The sequence below is a fragment of the Endozoicomonas sp. 8E genome (genome assembly GCF_032883915.1).
Lineage (GTDB): Bacteria > Pseudomonadota > Gammaproteobacteria > Pseudomonadales > Endozoicomonadaceae > Endozoicomonas_A.
This window is the reverse complement of record NZ_CP120717.1, coordinates 6,743,082-6,761,110: the sequence shown is the minus strand read 5'-3', so window position 1 is coordinate 6,761,110 and position 18,029 is coordinate 6,743,082. Positions and strand designations below refer to the sequence as shown.

The 18,029-nt window shown below is 46.5% G+C and carries 6 protein-coding genes and 1 pseudogene; all 7 read right to left on the bottom strand.

What is annotated here, in order from left to right:
• Window positions 1-250 precede the first annotated feature (250 nt).
• Entirely contained in the window at window positions 251-601 is a 351-nt protein-coding gene (locus P6910_RS26995; RefSeq protein WP_410493949.1) for an RING finger domain-containing protein, read from the bottom strand.
• Window positions 602-808 (bottom strand): annotated as a pseudogene (locus P6910_RS26990) (CHY zinc finger protein); the annotation flags it as partial.
• 478 nt (window positions 809-1,286) lie between these two features.
• The gene (locus tag P6910_RS24005) at window positions 1,287-3,659 is read right to left on the bottom strand and encodes a hypothetical protein (protein WP_317143760.1); all 2,373 of its coding nucleotides are present in this window, start codon (window positions 3,657-3,659) and stop codon (window positions 1,287-1,289) included.
• A 233-nt stretch (window positions 3,660-3,892) separates the two neighbouring features.
• Window positions 3,893-7,186, bottom strand: a complete 3,294-nt coding sequence (locus P6910_RS24000) for an RING finger domain-containing protein (protein ID WP_317143759.1) — start codon at window positions 7,184-7,186, stop codon at window positions 3,893-3,895.
• 187 nt (window positions 7,187-7,373) lie between these two features.
• Complete coding sequence (locus tag P6910_RS23995; RefSeq protein ID WP_317143758.1) at window positions 7,374-11,114, bottom strand: RING finger domain-containing protein; 3,741 nt, start codon at window positions 11,112-11,114, stop codon at window positions 7,374-7,376.
• Window positions 11,115-11,377: 263 nt separating this feature from the next.
• Window positions 11,378-14,368, bottom strand: coding sequence for an RING finger and CHY zinc finger domain-containing protein (locus P6910_RS23990; protein WP_317143757.1), 2,991 nt, complete (start codon window positions 14,366-14,368; stop codon window positions 11,378-11,380).
• A 514-nt stretch (window positions 14,369-14,882) separates the two neighbouring features.
• Window positions 14,883-17,639: a CHY zinc finger protein gene (locus P6910_RS23985; RefSeq protein ID WP_317143756.1), complete on the bottom strand. Its 2,757-nt coding sequence runs from the start codon at window positions 17,637-17,639 to the stop codon at window positions 14,883-14,885.
• Between the last annotated feature and the right edge of the window lie 390 nt (window positions 17,640-18,029).

The following is an 18,029-nucleotide window of genomic DNA, read 5'->3' as shown; positions in this document are numbered from 1 at the left end:
GTCCGGAAAATCTGTGGTGACTTTCTGTTCTGGAAAAATAAAAGAGCATTATTGATCGGTCTTATTATTCTTAGAACAAACAGATAATAGACAAGAATTTCTGAATTGCTATGTGGGTTGCTTGCCTTTTATCGGAAAGCCTTAGGACGCAGCAAGCCCTGCATCGCTAAAAACTGCACCATCGCCCCACCTTCCTGCACTATAAATACCAAGTGATTACCGGCGGTGATTATTTAATCCGGCCATAAGGTCAATGGTTATTTTCAACTAACTGAGTGAATAGAGGGGTTCTGCAAACAGGGCAGGTTCTTATCCCATTTTTAACCAACTCAATGGCGCATTCCTTATGAATTTTATGGGAGCAGGGCAGTATCTGGCAGCCGCTGAAGGCATCTTCCAGGCAAATGCAGCACTCATCGTGGCCTGAGTTTTCCCGGCATTTGTGATTGCCTAGTAACCCTGTATCCAGACAGACATTGCAAACATCGCAGTGAAAGCTCTCTTCCTTGTGTGTTCGGCAAATGCCGCATTTATCGCAGTGGAACGGTGTTTTATTCATACCGGTGAAGTGTTTGCATTTTGCACAGAAATATTCCGACATGAGCTGATTGCATCCCGGACACGTCTGTGAGTCTTCTGTAATGTCCCCCTCATAGTGACACAGAGAGCACCGAAGCCTTATTGCATCAACAGCCATGCGATCTTCAACGTCGCAGTCATGACTATCGTTGTGACATTTTTGGCAGGGGAAAAATCCGATACAGCATCCAAAGTTCACAAAGCATAACCTCTTGTAATGACCACACAATGAGTTTCGGCCTGGTTGCTCAGATGTATTTAACTGCGCGTTCGATGGGTTTTCCTCTTCATTTTGGGTGCTTGATTGCTGGTAAGAAGCGTGAGACCCTGCGTCGTTTATTGGGCCCGGGCTTGCCGCTGCCGTCTGATGTTGTGCTTGTTGGATCAGATAGTCTACTGACTCTTGTTGTGTTCTGATGTCATCGTGAACGTTTCTGATTTGTTCCTCGAGGTATTGGACTGTAGTTTCCAAACGGGCCTCCGAATCCAAATGCCTCCGTCTTTCTGCAATTAGATTTTGCTTCTTTGTAGCTAACTCCAGATTCTCTCTTCTTAACCCTTGAACCTCTTCAGTTAATTCCTGATGCCCTCTTCTTAACCATTGAGACTCTGAAGTTAACTTCTGGTTTTCTCTTCTTAGTCCTTGAGCTTCTGAAGTTAACGCCTGATTCGCTCTTCTTAATCCTTGAACCTCTAAAGTTAACTCTTCAATCCGTTGTCTTTTTTTTTCTTTTTTCCTGAGCGCGTCTTTTCAGCTCAACGAGAATAGAGCCATCGGTCGAATGTTTACTTAAGAAGTTTGGATCTATCCCCAACTCTTCCAGATCGGATCGGTCGTCTGCCCTGCTGGATTGATGATAACCATGTGAACGTCTTGTCTGAGATCTCTTTTGGAAGGAGGCATTTTGCGGACCTGCAAGGCTAGGCAGCTTTGGCCTGGCTCCCTGCTGTAAGTACCTGTCAGCTGCTAAGCCCGGGAGGCTGTCGTTAGAGCCAGAGGCACTGTGGTAGCTATTAACTGGCTGGCTGGAATTGGTGAGCGTATTGCCATTGTTTGCAGTGGTAGTGTTAAAGGTAATATCACTGTGACTGCTTACAGGCTCTACGAAAGGGGCTTGTAGTGAATGGGCTTGTAGTGAATGGGCTTGTAGTGAATGGGCTTGTAGTGAATAGGCTTGTAGTGAATGGGCTTGTAATGAAGGCACTTGCAGTGAGTCGAAAGTATGCGCCTGCTTAATCAACTCATTCGAGAGGCGCACTAATTCACGGCGCGATGGGTGTTCATTAAGTTGTATAAAGGTATCGCGAAAAGAGATGGAGAATGTAAATGATTGTGCAGAAATCATAATATCACGGCTTATGCCTGGATCTGATATTTTCCCTAACAGTTCACGAATAGATTCAAGTGGGTTTGAATAGAGCAGGAACAATTTAACGAAGTATTCGGTAAAGCAACATTGTTCAAAGTGACCTATCGGTGGCTGTTGGTCAGATTGATTGACCCTGTGGATTATATTCAGAACAATCTTATACAAAATCATCAGGTTATTGTCGGCAACTTCGGGCAATGCCCGGTCAGGTGGGGTGATCGGTTGGAGTTCAGAGGGAATGTTAAAATCATCCAGGGTCCTTGTTTGATCACTCGTAGCTTCTATCAGCTGCTTGATAAACTGGTTGCGCGTTGAGTTTTCATCGAAAGAACGCTGCAGTTGCAATATCGCCTCAAGAGGCGTGACAGTAATGCCCAGGGTATTTGTGCCCTTTGTCTCCAGAACCTGCAAACGCTGGGGCAGGTCCAGCTCATCCAGTATTTGCCTCAGCTTGAAAACGGCATCGGGATCGTCGCTCTCAATAATGGCTAAAAGTTGGTTGGCAAGTTCCTGAAGGTTTTGAGTACTGGTGCTTTTTTCACTTTTTTTGCCATTGTTGTCTTTTCTTTTGTCACCATCTCCACTGCTCTTACTGCCTTCTCCCGGTGAATTGTTCTCTTGATCTTCAGGTTCACCTTTTTTCTCTTTTTGGTGGTCGTTATTTTCGTCCTTTGGTGCTTTATCTGGTGACTTACCCGATGGTTCTCCATCCCCATCAGCTGTCTTTAAGCCGCCGACACGATCTGTCTTCAGGGCAGTGCGCTCAAGAAACAGTTTCAAACAGCCAAGTTGCCACTGAAGGCCTTCGCTGGCTGGGCAAGCAGTGGCGGCACGTTGTAAAAGGGTGTTCCAGAAATAAACATCGGTCAGTTGTTCAATATTCAGGAAGTCAAGCCAACCGACGGGTATAACGGCCTCACTGGAAGAACCATCTGCGTTAACGCGGGTCATTTTCAAACGCGCCCGGGATGGCTGTTCCTCAATTGAGATAGAATCCTTGCCGATAGACATCAGCCAGTTGATGACGGGTTTCAGGATAACAAGATCTATTTCGAATAATCCCGATGGTCGTCCCCCTCCCCCGGGTGGATGGGGTGGCAATTGGAAGAAGCCCCCGTTGCCACCACTGGGAAAACTGGCTTTGCCAGCGAGCTTGTCTGCTGTTGATGACAGTGTGTTATTTCGGGTTTTTCCGGTTTCCAGCCCACTGTTCGTCATCTCGCCGGGGTAAACCAGAAGGGTCAGAGGGATAGCCTGAGGTTTGACGTTCGGCGGTTGATCTGTGGTTACAGAAATAAGCTCTGGTCTGTCTGCCGTCGTGGATTTTAAGCGAATCAGTGTGCCATTTTCAGAGGCGCGTTCTGAGACATCCTGGAAGAAGGGTATCTGCTCTTCCCTTACTATTACTGGCTGATAGCAATAGTCACTCAAGTCGCTCCTGACCCATATCACGATACTGTCCGAATCTGCTGGCGCCACAGGTGCCTTAAAGCAAAGGATGCTGTTTCGGTCATTGAAGCCTTCCGGAAGGAGCAAAACCACTTGCCACTGAGTCGCACCCTGCGGATCTGTGAAATCATCGATTTCAATCCGAACCCCGCGCCCATCGGGATGATGTCGGTCAATGATGGTTGAGCAATAGCATAACGGCACAACCGCCACAGCCAGTAGGAAAAGTACAAATGCTATGAATAAGCGGTAAAAGTGCATTCAAATCTCGCTACACAACTTGTGTCGACAATCCCAACCCGTCCTGTTTGCCTGATAGAATTCGTCAGAACAGTTCCACCTTGAAAAAATAAAGGGACATCTTTGGCCAATCCTTTTATTTGTTGTAGAAACAGAGAATAGCCAAGTATTTCTAAATTGCTACATGGGTTGCTTGTCTTGTGCGATAGAGCCTTCGGCAGCATCAATCTCTTAACCGGCAAAATACTTGTCTATCATTCTTCCTTCCACAGTTCAGTGATTTTTGCAGTGTGGTGGCGACCATATGATATGTAATGGGTGGTCACCAGAAAACGGCTATTGGCGCTGAAGTTGGCTGAGAGTATCGTACCACTGTGACGGGTAGAGATTTCTTTTTTCGATGATGCATCGCCCTCCAGGGTATGGATTTTCGTCTTCCTGTCGATAGTGAAGGTCGCCGCAAAGCGGCTATCGGTGCTTAAGGTGGCTGAAGGGCAACAGACCCAATCTTTATAAAGGGTAGTGTTTTCTTCTTTCCATGATCCATTGTCATCCAGGCTATGCTCTTTTGTCGCCCTGTCGATACTGGTGGTTACCACACGTCTGCTATTGGGGGTGAAGATGGCTGAGAGGATCTTATGGTAGTGGCAGATAGTCATTTCTTCTGCCCATGATGCATCGGTCTTTTCGCCATAGATTTTCGCAGTACTATCGTCACTGGCCGTCACCAAATGGCATCCATCGGCGCTGAAGGTAGCTGAGTTGATCCGATCTTCATGGGCAATAATGACCTTTTTTACCCATGGTCCATTGTCCTGCCTGCCATAGATTTTAACCAGGTTATCCCTGCCAACAGTCATCACATGGCGGCTATCGGGGCTAAACCCGGCTGATTGGATCGGACCATCGCTGTCGATATGGCTAATGGTCAATTCTTTTTCCCATGAGCCATCGTCCTGTTGGCCATAGATTATTGCCGTAGCATCGTCACTGGCAGTGACTATATGGTGGCTATCAGCGCTGAAGGTAGCTGAGTTGACAGCGTCATCATGGGTAATGATGGTTTTTATTTTCCATAATCCATTGGCCAACCTGCCAGTGATTTTTACCACGTTATCTTTACCGACAGTCACCATATGGCCACTATCGGGGCTGAAGGTGGCTGATTGGATCGGACCATTGTGTCTAATGGTGACTTCCAGTTCCCATTGTCTGCTGTTTTTTTGGCCAAAGATTATTGCCGTACCATCTTCACTGGCAGTCACTACATGGTGGCTATCAGCGCTGAAGGTGGCTGAGTTGATCTTACCAGTATGTTGAACGCTGCGTTCTTCTTCCCATGATCCATCGTCCTTCTGGCCAAAGATTTTCGTCTTGTGATCTGTGCTGGCAGTTATTACGCGACAGTTGTCGTTGCTGAAGCTGGCTGATTTGACCGGGCCATTGTGGCGGATAGTGGTCTCTTCTTCCCATGATCCATCGGCCTTATAGCCGTAGATTTTCGCGGTACAATCGTCACTGGCGGTCATCACCCGGCAGCTATCAGGGCTGAAGGAGGCTGAGTTGATCTCAAGGTCATGGGGAATGTTGGCTTTTGTAACGGGATGAATTATTTTTCTCAAAATATTGACGAACTGTGAGTCATCTGGACCCTGACTGTTGTGCCTGCAAAGTTGCACAAAATGGTATAAGGCTTCATAGCATGTTTCTGTTACATTCCATTCCTTAACGGCTCTATTTGCACTGTCTAACGAATGACAATTGCCGTATTTTTTCAATAGACTGATAAAGTCGTTAAGTTTTTCTCTTAAGTCATTTAATTCTGATCGACATACAGGACAAGTTTTAACTGAAAGATCAGGTAGCCCTTTTTGCAGCCACAGATTTAAACAATGCACATGAAAAATGTGATGACATGGCGTTTTCACTAATCTTGCTGTGCGTGAAAAGCGCTTACAACATATTGGGCACTTATTATCAGTAATTTGTGCATGTTTCACCTTCTCCACTTTAAATGCATTATCGCGAAAGGCATTGATATTCATATAATCATCCATTGTTTTCTTACCAGGCACAGCCATGGCTCTATCCGCACCGACAAAAGATGATGTACTTGCCAGACGAGTTGAATGATCACCGTGTGATCGTCTTTTCTTTAATCGTTTTTGGCGCGGCACATTTGCCTGATGAGTAAGGGCGGGTTGCTTTGGCCTTGCTCCCTGCTGTGAGTATCCAGTACCAGAGGTACTTTGGCAGCTATTAACTTGTGGGGTGGAACTCATTACTGGCTCACGGGGTGAAGGGGCTGTACGCAGCTGAATTAAGTGTTCATTTACGAAATGCTGTAATTCATGAAATGCCGGGTGTTGATGAAAATGTGCAAGGGTATCTGCAAAAGAGGCAGGAAATGTAAATGATTGTGCAACGGTTATAATGTCAATCCTTATGGCTAAATCTGATATTTGTTCTGACAGATAGCGAATAAGTTTAAGTGGGTTGGAATAGGTCATTAATAATTGGACGAAGTATTCAGTAAAGCAACGTTTTTCAAAGTGTCCTGGAGGTGGCTCTTGGCCAGGTTGATTAACCCTGTGGATTATGTCCTGAACAATCTTATACAAAATCATCAGGTTATTGTCACCCGCTTCGGGTATTGCCGGGTCCGGTGGAATTATTGTTTGGAGTGCAGGCAGAGTGTCAAGGTCATTCAAAGTCTGTTTTTTATCGCTTGTGGCTTCTATCAGCTGTTCGATAAATGGATTGCGCAATGAATTCTGTTCGAGAGAACGCTGCAGTTCCAGTACCGTCTCAAGAGGAGTGACACTAGCACCCCTGCTGTTAGTGCTCTTTGTTTCCAGAACCTGCAAACGCTGAGGCATGTCCAGCTCATCCAGTATTTTCCTTAGCTTGAAAATGGCACTGGGGTCGCCGCTTTCAATGATGGCTATAAGCTGGTTTGCAAGTGCCTGAAGGTCTTGAGTCGAAGCATTACTTTTAGTCACCTCTCCATCGTCGTTTTTTCTGTTTTTGCCGTTCCCATTGCCATCATGGCCTTCACCCGGTGATTGGTTTTCGTGATCTTGAGGTTCTTCTCTTGCTTCCTTTTGATGCTGGTTATTTTCGTCCTTTGGCTCTGGATCGGGTGCGCTGCCAGAAGGCTGCCCATCACCGTTACTTGCCTTCAGGCCACCGTTATGATTTGTCTTCAAGACCGTTCGCTCAAGCCATGGTTTGAAACAACCAAGCTGCCATTGGAAGCTTTCGCTGGCGGGGCAGGAGAAGCCGCCACTCCCGCTACCGGGAAAATCGTCGATGCCAGCGAGCTTGCCTCCTGCCAATGTCTGTGTGCTATTGCGGGTTTGGCTGGTTTCCAGTCCACTGTCAGTCAGGTTGTCGGAATAGGCCAGAAGGGTCAGAATCCGAACCTCGTGCCCATCGGGATTATGCCGGTCAATGAGGGTATAGGAGTAGCCCGGTGGCACAACCACAATAGCTGGTAATGAGAGGACAAACGCCATGAAAGCTATAAATGTGCGGTAAAACTGCACTGAAGTCTCTCTGTATCCTGGTCGATAATATCCAATCCGCCCTCTTTGTCTGATAGAAAACGCCAAGACAATCAGTGCTGACTTTTTGCTCTGGAAAAATAAAGGAACGGCATTGGCCAATCTCTTCATTTGCAGTACAAACAGAGGATAGCCAAAAATTTCTGAATCGCTATAGGGCGGTTTGCTTTCATTCGTCCTTCCAGAGTTCAGTGATTACCGCAGTCTCCCGATAACGACCAATATCTGAAATACAACTGGTGGTCACCAGAAAGCGGCTATCGGCACTGAAGTTGGCCAAGAATACCGCACCATGGTTGCAGATAGTGATTTCTTTTTGCCATGATGCATCGTCTTTCAGGCTATAGATTTTCGCCTTCCTATCGATACTCGCGGTCACCGCAAAGCGGTTATTGGCGCTGAAGGTGGCTGAACGAACCCAGCCTTCATGAAGGATGGTGGTCTTTTCTTCCCATGATCCATTATTATTGTGGCTATGAATTTTTGCCGTCCCGCCTCTGCTGGCAGTCACCACATGTCGGCTATCGGGGCTGAAAGTGGCTGATAAGACTGAATGGTTGTGGCAGATAGTTATTTCTTCTTCCCATGCTGCATCGGTCTTTTCGCCATAGATTTTTGCCGTATTATCGGAACTGGCGGTCACCAAATGGCATCCATCGGCGCTGAAGGTGGCTGAGTTGATACGATATTTATGGGCAATGATGGCTTTCTTTAGCCATAATCCATTGTCCTGCCTGCCATAGATTTTAACCAGGCCATCCCTGCCAACAGTCATCACGTGGCGGCCATCGGGGCTGAACTCGGCTGATTGGATCGGACCATCGCTGTCGATATGGCTAATGGTCAATTCTCTTTCCCATGATCCATCGTCCTGTTGGCCACAGATTATTGCCGTACCATCGCCACTGGCGGTCACCATACGGCGGCTGTCGGTGCTGAAGGTAGCTGAGTTGACCGTGTAGTCATGGGCAATGATGGCTTTTTCTTGCCATGCTCCATTGGCCGACCTGCCAATGATTTTTACCAGGTTATCTTTACCGAAAGTCACCACATGGCTACCATCGGGGCTGAAGTTGGCTGATTGGATCGGACCATTGTGGCTAATGGTGACTTCTGTTTCCCATGGCCTGTCGTCCTTTTGGCCAAAGATTATTGCCGTACCATCTTCACTGGCAGTCACCATATGGTGGCTATCAGTGCTGAAGCTGGCTGAGTTGACCTTACCAATGTGTTGAACGGTGAGCTCTTCTGTCCATGATCCATCGTCCTTTTGGCCTAAGATTTTCGCCCTGTGATCCTCACTGGCAGTAACTACACGACAGCTATCGTGGCTGAAGCTGGCTGATTTGACCGGACCATTGTGGCGAATAATGGCCTCTTCTTCCCACGATCCATCGGCCTTATGGCCATAGATTTTCGCAGTACAATCGTCACCGGCGGTCACCACCCGGCGACTATCAGGGCTGAAGCTGGCTGAGTTGATCTCAGAGTCATGGGGAATCTTGGCTTCTATAACGGGATAGATTATTTTACTCAAGATATTGACATACCGTGGGTCATCTATGGCCTGACTGTTGAGCCTGCATAGTTGAACAAAATGGTATAAGGCTTCATGACTTGTTTTTGTTGTATTCCATTCCTTAACGGCTCTATCTGCACTGTCTAACGAATGACAATTGCCGTATTTATTCAATAGCCTGTTAAGGCCGTTAAGTTTTTCTTTTAAGTTTTTTAATTCTGATCGGCATACAGGACAAGTTTTAATTGCAAGATCAGGTAGCCTTTTTTGGAGCCACGGATTTAAGCACAATACGTGAAAAATGTGATTACAGGGTGTTTTCACTAATCCTGCTGTGCGTAAAAAGCGCTCACAACATACTGAGCACTTATTATGGGTAATTTGTGTAGGTTCCACCTTATCCACTTTTAATGCATCATCGCAAAAAGCAATGATAGTCATGTCATCATCCCCATAAGATCGTTCAGTCTTTAATCGTTTTTGGCGCAGCGTATTTGACTGATGAGCAAGGGCGGGCCGTTTTGGCCTTGCTCCCTGCTGTGAGTATCTTAACCGTTCATTTAAGAAATGTTGTAATTCATGAAACGATGGGTGTTGGTGAAATTGTATAAAGGTATTTAAAAGTGAACTGGTAGATGTCAATGATTGTGCAGCAACTATAATCTCATGCGTTACCGCTAAATCTGATATTTGCCCTAACAGATTACCAATAAGTTCAAGTGGGTTTGAATAGAACAGGAACAATTGAACGAAGTACTCCATAAAACAATGCTTTTCAAATTGCCCTATAGGTGGCTGCTGGTCAGATTGATTGACTCTATGGATTATGTCCAGAACAATCTTGTACAAAATCATCAGGTTGTTGTTGCCAGCTTCGGGCAGTGGCCGGGCCATCGGTTGCAGTGAAGCCAGAATGTCAGGGTCATTCAAAGTCCGTGTTTCATCGCTCGTGGTTTCTATCAGCTGCTCGATAAAGCGGTTGCGCGATGAATTCTCATAGAAAGAACGCTGCAGTTCCAGTATCGCCTGAAGAGGACTGACAGCATTACCACTGGTGTTTGTGCTTCTTGTTTCCAAAACCTGGAAACGCTGTGGCATGTTGAGCTTATTTAGTATTTGCCTCAGCTTAAAAACAGCATCGGGATCGTCACTTTTAATGATGGCTACAAGCTGGTTGGCAAGTACCTGAAGGTTTTGAGTCGCAGCATTTTTTTCACTCTCCTCTCCATTGTCGTTTTTTCTGTTATTGCCATCCCCGCTGCCATCATTGCCTTCTCCCGGTGAGTTGTTCTCCTGATCTTCAGGTGCTTCTGTTTTGTCCTTTTGATGGCTGTTACTTTCGTCCTCTGATCCTGAATTTGGTGCGCTACCAGAGGGTTGTCCACCTCCATTAGCTGCCTTCAGGCCAGCGCCATGATGTGTCTTCAAGGCCGTTCGCTCAAGCAATAGTTTGAAACAGCCAAGCTGCCTCATAAGACTTTCGCTGGCGGGGCAGGAAGTGGCGGCGTGTTGGAGGAGGGTGTTCCAGAAATCAACATCGGTCAGTTGTTCAACAGTGAGGAAGTCAAGCCAGCTAACAGGCATAGCAGCTTCGCTGGAAGAGCCATCGGCATTAACCCGTATCATTTTCAGACGCGCCGGTGAGGGTTGCTCCTCAAACGAAACAGAATCTTTACCAATGGACATCAGCCAGTTGATGACGGGTTTCAGGATAACCAGATCTATTTCAAATAATCCCGATGGTCTCCCCCCGCCACCTCCCCAGGGTGGACGTGGTGGCAAATAGAAGAAGCCACCGTTGCCGCCACCGGGAAAATCGGCGATGCCAGCGAGCTTTCCAGCCTTTAATGTCAGTGTGCTATTCCGGAGTTGGCCGGTTTCCAGCCCACTGCCGGTCATGTTGTCGGAATAGGTCAGAAGAGTTAATGGGGCATTACGGGGCTTATCGTTTTGAAGTTGATCGGTGGTGACAGAAATAAGCTCTGGTCTGCCTGCCGTCGTGGATTTCAAGCGAACGAGTGTGCCATTTTTAGACGCATGTTGAGAGAGATGTCGGAAGTCGGGTGTTTGTTCTTTTGTCGTCAGTATCATCAGTTGATAACAGTAGTTGCTCTGGTCGTTCGTCACCAATATCGCAATACTGTTCGAATCTGCTGACACCACAGGCGCCTTAAAGCAAAGGATACCGTTTTGCTCATCGAAACCCTCCGGTAGCAGCAAGTTCGCTTGCCACTGACTCATAAACTGAGGATCTTTGCCATCATTGATCTCAATCCGAACCTTGTGCCCACCCGGATTATATCGATCAATGATGGTTGAGGAATAGCATAAAGGCGCCACCATAGCCATTAGAGGAAAAACAAATGCTATGAAAAAGCGGAAAAAAAGCACTCAAATCTCCTTATACAACTGGTCCAACAATTCCAATCTGCCCTCTTGCCTGATAGAGCGCGTCAGAAGAGTCTGTGTTAACTTTCCGCCATGGAAAAATAAGGAACACCATTTGTCATTCTTGTTATCCGAAGTAGAAACAAAGAATAGCCAAGAATTTCTAAATTGCTAAATGGGTTAATTGCTCTGTGTCACAAAGCCTTCGGCAGCATCAACCTGAAAGTTTCCTGCAGAGCTTGATACCGGTTTGTGGTAGCGGGCTCCTAGCGTCGACTATTGATTAGGGTCAGCATCCTTTCCACTAACTGAGCGGGTAGAGGGTATCTGCAAACAGGGCAGGCTCTTATCTTGTTTATAAACATCACCGTGGCGCAATCTCCGTGCACTTTGTGGGTGCAGGGCAATATCAGGAAACCGCCGGCGAAAACATCTTCCAGGCAGATGCAGCACTCATCATGGGCTGAATCTGGCCGACATGGGTGATTGTCTTGTGCACTTTTATCCATACAGAAATTGCATACATCACAGTGAAAGGACTTCTCCTTTTCTGTTCGGCAAGTTCCGCATTTATCGCAGTGGTATGGTTTTTTTTCCTCACTGGTAAAGTGTTTGCATTGTGCACAGAAATAGTCGGACATTAGCTTGTTGCATCCCGGGCACGTCTGTGAGTCTTCCGTAATACCCCCCTCATAGTCACATAGAGAACATTGAAGCCTTATTGCATGAATAGCCTTACGATCTTTGAGGTCGCATTTCTCACTATCATTATGACATCTATGGCAGGGGAAATAACCTTCACAGCAGCCAAAGTTTAAACGACAAAACCTATGGTAATGGTTGCACAATGGCATTCGTTTTTTTTGCACAGGTATCCTTGACTGCCGACTCGACGGGTTTGCTTCTTTATTATGGGGGCTCGACTGCCGGTAAGAAGCAGAACGCTCTGCGCCACTGGTTTTCATCGGCGGGCTGGCCGCTACCATCTGTCCCCTTCCTCTCATTTGTCTTTCTAGCTGTTTTATCTGTTGTCTTTTTTTCTCTCGTCTTTTATGAGCCTGTCTTTCCAGCCCGTCAAGAAGGCGACCACCGATCCGAAGGTTAGTTAAGAAGTTTTGATTTAACCTCGACACTTCCAAATCGGATCGGTTTTGTGACCCAGTGGCCTGATGATCACCATATGAAGGTACTGTCTGTAATCGCTCTTGGGAAGCGTCATTTTGTTGATATGCAAGGGCCGTCTGATTTGGCCCTGCTTCCAGCTGTGAGTATCTATCAGTCAGTAAGCAAGGGGAACTGCCGGTAAAGCCAGGGACTCTCTGGTTGCTATCAGCTTGCTGGATGGTACCTGTATCTCTATTGCTGGCAATTGTTTCGTCAGAGATATTATCACTGTTACTGATCGTAGGCTTTATAGAAGCCACTTGTCGTAAGTTAGAATTTTGTGCATGCTCCATCAGCTCATTTGAGAGGTGTTCTAATTCACGTAGCGATGGGTGTTGGTGAAATTGCATAAAGGTATTTAAAAAGCAGATGGGAAATGTTAATGATTGTGCATTAATCATAACATCACGCCTTAAGGCTAAATCTGATATTTTTCCCAACAGATTACGAATCAGTTCAATCGGGTTTGAATAGATCAGGAACAATTGGGTGAAGTACTCAGTAAAGCAACATTTTTCAAATTGTCTTATAGGAGGCTGTTGGTCAGATTGATTGACCTTGTGGATTATGTCCAGAACAATCTTATACAAAATCAACAGGTTGTTGTCGCCCGCTTCGGGCACTGCCCGGCCAAGTGGAATGATTGGTTGGAGTGCAGACAGAATGTCAAGGTTACTCAAATTCTGTTTTGTATTGCTTGTGGCCTTTATCAGCTGCTCGATAAACAGGTTGCGCGATGAATTCTCCTTGAAAGAACGCTGCAGTTTCAGTATCGCCTCAAGAGGAGTAAAAGCGTTTCCCCCGGTGTTTGTGCTTTTTGTTTGCAGAACCCGCAAACGCTGAGGCATGTCCAGCTCATCCAGTATTTGCCTCAGCTTAACAACTGCTCCGGGATCTTTGCTTTTAATGATGGCTAAAAGCTGGTTCGCAAGTACCTGAAGGTCTTCAGTCGTAGCACTTTTTCTACTCTCTTCTCCATCGTCGTCTTTCCTGTTATTGCCATTCCCGCTGCCATCATGGCCTTTTCCCGGTGACTGGTTCTCCTGATTTTCAGGTTCTTTTTTTTTCTCCCTTTGGTGATCGTTATTTTCGTCCTTTGGCCCCGGATTGGGTCTGCTACCAGAGGGTTGTCCTTCCCCATTAGCTGCCATCAGGCCACCGCCATGACTTGTCTTCAAGGCACTACGCTCAAGAAATCGTTTGAAACAGCCAAGCTGCCATTGGAGGCTTTCTCTGGCGGGGCAGGAAGTGGCGGCATGTTGGAGGAGGGTGCTCCAGAAATCAACATCGGTCAGTTGTTCAACAGTCAGGAAGTCAAGCCAGCCAACAGGTATAGCAGCTTCGCTGGAAGAGCCATCGGCATTAACCTGTGTCATTTTCAGACGCGTCGGTGAGGGTTGCTCCTCAAACGAAATAGAATCCTTGCCAATGGACATCAGCCAGTTGATGACGGGTTTCAGGATAACCAGATCTATTTCAAATAATCCCGATGGTCTCCCCCCGCCACCTCCCCGGGGTGGGAGGGGCGGCAAATAGAAGATGCCACCGTTGCCGCCACCGGGAAAATCGGCGATGCCAGCGGGCTTACCGCCCGTTAATGTCAGTGTTTTATTCCCGGGTTGGCCGGTTTTCAGCCCACTGTTGGTCATGTTGTCGGAATAGGTCAGAAGGGTTAATGGGGCAGTATGGGGCTTATCGTTGTGATGTTGATCGGTGGTGACAGAAGTTAATTCTGGTCTGTCTGCCGTCGTGGATCTTAAGCGAACAAGTGCGCCATTTTTAGACGTATGTTGAGAGAGATGTTGAAGGTCGGGTGTTTGTTCTTTTGTCAGTATCATCAGTTGATGACAATAGTTGCTCTGGTCGTTCGTCACCAATATCGCAATACTGTTGGAATCTGCTGACACCACAGGCGCCTTAAAGCAAAGGATAGCGTTTTGGTTATCGAAACCCTCCGGTAGCAGCAAGTTCACTTGCCACTGACTCACAAACTGAGGATCTTTGCCATCATTGATCTCAATCCGAACTTTGTGCCCACCCGAATTATGTCGATCAATGATGGTTGAGGAATAGCATAAAGGCCAAACTGCCATAGCCACCAGGAAAAGAACAAATGCTATGAATAAGTGGCAAAAGTTCATTCAAATCTCGCTAACTTATGATAACAACTCCAACCTGTCCTGTTTGCCTGATAGAGCACAATCAGAAAAGTCTGTACTGGCTTTCTGCCCTGAAAAATGAAGAAACATTACTTGAAGGTCTTAAGTACCTAACCAGTTGGTTTCGCATATTCTGGACGGCGGCTTTTTCCATCCTTCTGCGTTCCAACTCTGGTTGCGTAGCTATGGCTACGCGCCCGTCGTTGCGCCTTGAAGGATGAAAAAATCCACTCGCCAGAATATGCGAAACCAACTGGTCAGGTACTTATTATACGTAGAAAAAGCAGATAATAGACAAGAATGTCAAAATTGCTAAATGGATTAATTGCTTTGTGCCACAGAGCCTTGTCCTCTTTCCGTGTTGCAAAACTGAAGTAGTCACTGGCGGCGAACATTAAATCCGGTCCGATGGTTAATTATTTTTTTCAACCGGCGGATCGTATGGAGATTATCTGCAAACAGGGCAGGTTTTTATCCCGTTTCGGAGCATTGCAGCGTCGCACCCATAATGTACTTTGTGAGAGCAAGGCATTATCATGCAGCCGCTGAAGGCATCTTTCAGGCAGATGCAGCACTTATCGTGGCCTGAGTTTTCCCGGCATTTGTGATTGTTTTGATACCTTATATCCAGGCAGACATTACAAGCATCACAGTGAAAGGACTCATCCTTGTTTATTCGGCAAATTCCGCATTTATCGCAGTGGAATGGTTTTAGTTCCATATTGGTGAAGTGTTTGCATTGTGCACAGAAATACTCCGACATTCGTTCGTTGCATCCCGGGCACGTCTGGGAGTCTTCCGTAATATCCCCCTCATAGTTACATAGAGAACATTGAAGCCTTTTTGCATGAAAAGCCTTACGATCTGTAAGGTCGCATTTCTTACTATTGTTATGACATCTGTAGCAGGGGAAATACTCTTCACAGCACCCAAATTTTACACGACAAAACCTATGGTAATGGTTGCACAATGGCATTCGTTTTTTTTGCACAGATGTCTTTAACTGCTCATTCGACGGGGTTGCCTCCTCATTATGGGCGCCCGACTGCTGGTCAGAAGCAGAACGCTCTGCGGCATTACTTTGCATGGCCGGGCTGGCCGCTAGCATCTGTCGTTTTTCTCTTCTTGGTCTTGTGGCGTGATGATCATCCGATGAAGGTCCTGCGTGTAATCGCTCTTGGGAAGCGTTATTTTGCTGATAGGCAAGGGCAGGCTGATTTGGCTCTGCCTCCAGCTGTGAGTTTCTATCAGTCAGTATGCAAGGGGAACTTCCGGAAGAGCCAGAGGCTCTTTGGTTGTTATCAGCTTGATAGATGGTACTTGTATCTTTACTGCTGACAATTGTTTCGTCAGAGAGAGTATCGCTGTTACTGATGACAGGCTCTATAGAAGGCACTTGTTGTAAGTAGTAATTTTGTGCATCCCCCGTCAGCTCATCTGAGAGGCGCTCTAATTCAGGAATCGATGGGTGTTGGTGAAATTGTATAAAGGTATTTAAAAAGCGGGTGGGAAATGTCAATGATTGTGGATTAATCATAACAACACGCCTTAAGGCCAAATCTGATATTTTTCCCAACAGGTCACGAATCAGTTCAACCGGGTTTGAATAGATCAGGAACAATTGAGCGAAGTACTCAGTAAAGCAACATCTTTCAAACTCTCTCATAGGCGGCTCTATGTCAGATTGATTGACCTTGTGGATTATGTCCAGAACAATCTTATACAAAATCAACAGGTTGTTGTCGCCCGCTTCGGGCATTGCCCGATCAGGTGGAATGATTGGTTGGAGTAGAGACAGAGCGTGAAGGTTATTCAAATTCTGTTTGGTATTGCTTGTGGCCTTTATCAGCTGCTCGATAAAAAGGTTGCGCAGTGAATTCTCCTTGAAAGAACGCTGCAGTTTCAGTATCGCTTCAAGAGGAGTGACAGTATCGGCGGTGTTGGTGCTTTTTGTTTCCAGAACCCGCAAACGCTGTGGCATGTTCAGTTCATTGAGTATTTGCCTGAACTTAAAAACTGCTCCGGGACCTTGACTTTCAATGATTTCTACAAGCTGGTTCGCAAGTGCCTGGAGGTCTTCAGTGGTAGCTTTTTTTTCACTCTCTTCGCCATCGTCGTCTTTTCTGTTATTGCCATTCCCGCTGCCATCATGGCCTTCTTCCGGTGACTGGTTCTCCTGATTTTCAGGTTCTTCTTTTTTCTCTTTTTGGTGATCGTCATTTTCGCCCTTTGGCCCCGAATTGGGTGCGCTACCAGAGGGCTGTCCCTCCCCATTAGCTGCCATCAGGCCACTGCGATGATTTGTCTTCAAGGCACTTCGCTCAAGAAATCGTTTGAAACAGGCAAGCTGCCATTGGAGGCTTTCGCTGGCGGGGCAGGAAGTGGCGGCCTGCTGGAGGAGGGTGCTCCAGAAATCAACATCGTTCAGTTGTGCAATATTGAGGAAGTCAAGCCAGCCAACAGGTACAGCGGCTTCGCTGGAAGAGCCATCGGCATTAACCCGTGTCATTTTCAGACGCGCCGGGGAGGGTTGCTCCGCAAACGAAATAGAATCCTTGCCAATGGACATCAGCCAGTTGATGACGGGTTTCAGGATAACCAGATCTATTTCAAATAATCCCGATGGTCTCCCCCCACCACCTCCCCAGGGTGGGGGTGAATAGAAGAAGCCACCACTCCCGCTACCGGGAAAATCGTCGAAGCCAGCAAGCTTGCCGCCTGTCAATGTCACTGTGTTATTCCGGGTTTGGCCGGTTTTCAGTCCTCCGCCGGTCCTGTCGTCGGAATAGACCAAAAGGGTTAATGGGGTCGTATGGGGTTTGCCGTTAAGGAGTTGATCGGTGGTGACAGAAGTTAATTCTGGTCTGTCTGCCGTCGTGGATTTCAAGCGAATAAGTGTGCCATTTTTAGAGGCCTGTTGAGAGAGATGCTGGTAGTCGGGTGTTTGTTCTTTTGTCAGTATTAACAGTTGATAGCAATAGTTGCTCTGGTCATTCGTCACCAATATCGCAATACTGTTCGAATCTGCTGACACCACAGGTGTCTTAAAGCAAAAGGTGCTGTTTCGATTGTTGAAACTGTCCGGAAGCAGCAAATTCACTTGCCACTGACTGACAGCCTGAGGGTCTATTCCATCATTGATTTCAATCCGAACCTTTTGCCCACCGGGATGATGTCGGTCAATGATGGTTGAGGAATAGCTCAAGCTTACAACCAGCATAGTCATCAGGAAAAGAATAAATGTTATGAATAAACGGTAAGAATGCATTCAAATCTTTCTGCACTAAGTGTGTTATTGATACCAACCCGCCCTTCCTGACTGACAGAAAACGCCAGGACAATCTGTGCCGACTTTCTGCTTTGGAAAAATAAAGGAATATTATTGACCGGTTTTATTATCCGTAGGACAAACAGAGAGTAGACAAGAATTTCCGAATTGCTATTTGTGTTACTTGTTTTGTGCAACAGAACCTTCGTCAGTATCAACCTGAAAGTGTCTTGCAGGGCTTGATACCGGGCTGTGGTAGCAGTACGGTGCTGCTATTTTAAAAAACTCATCTTATACCAATCGAACGTTCTAACTCCCTATGCAAGT

Bases quoted from the DNA above. Each gene is read 5' to 3' on its own strand.
- P6910_RS26995 (WP_410493949.1), bottom strand. From the start codon at position 601: ATGTCGGAATATTTCTGTGCAAAATGCAAACACTTCACCGGTATGAAT.
- P6910_RS24005 (WP_317143760.1), bottom strand. From the start codon at position 3,659: ATGCACTTTTACCGCTTATTCATAGCATTTGTACTTTTCCTACTGGCT.
- P6910_RS23990 (WP_317143757.1), bottom strand. From the start codon at position 14,368: ATGGCAGTTTGGCCTTTATGCTATTCCTCAACCATCATTGATCGACAT.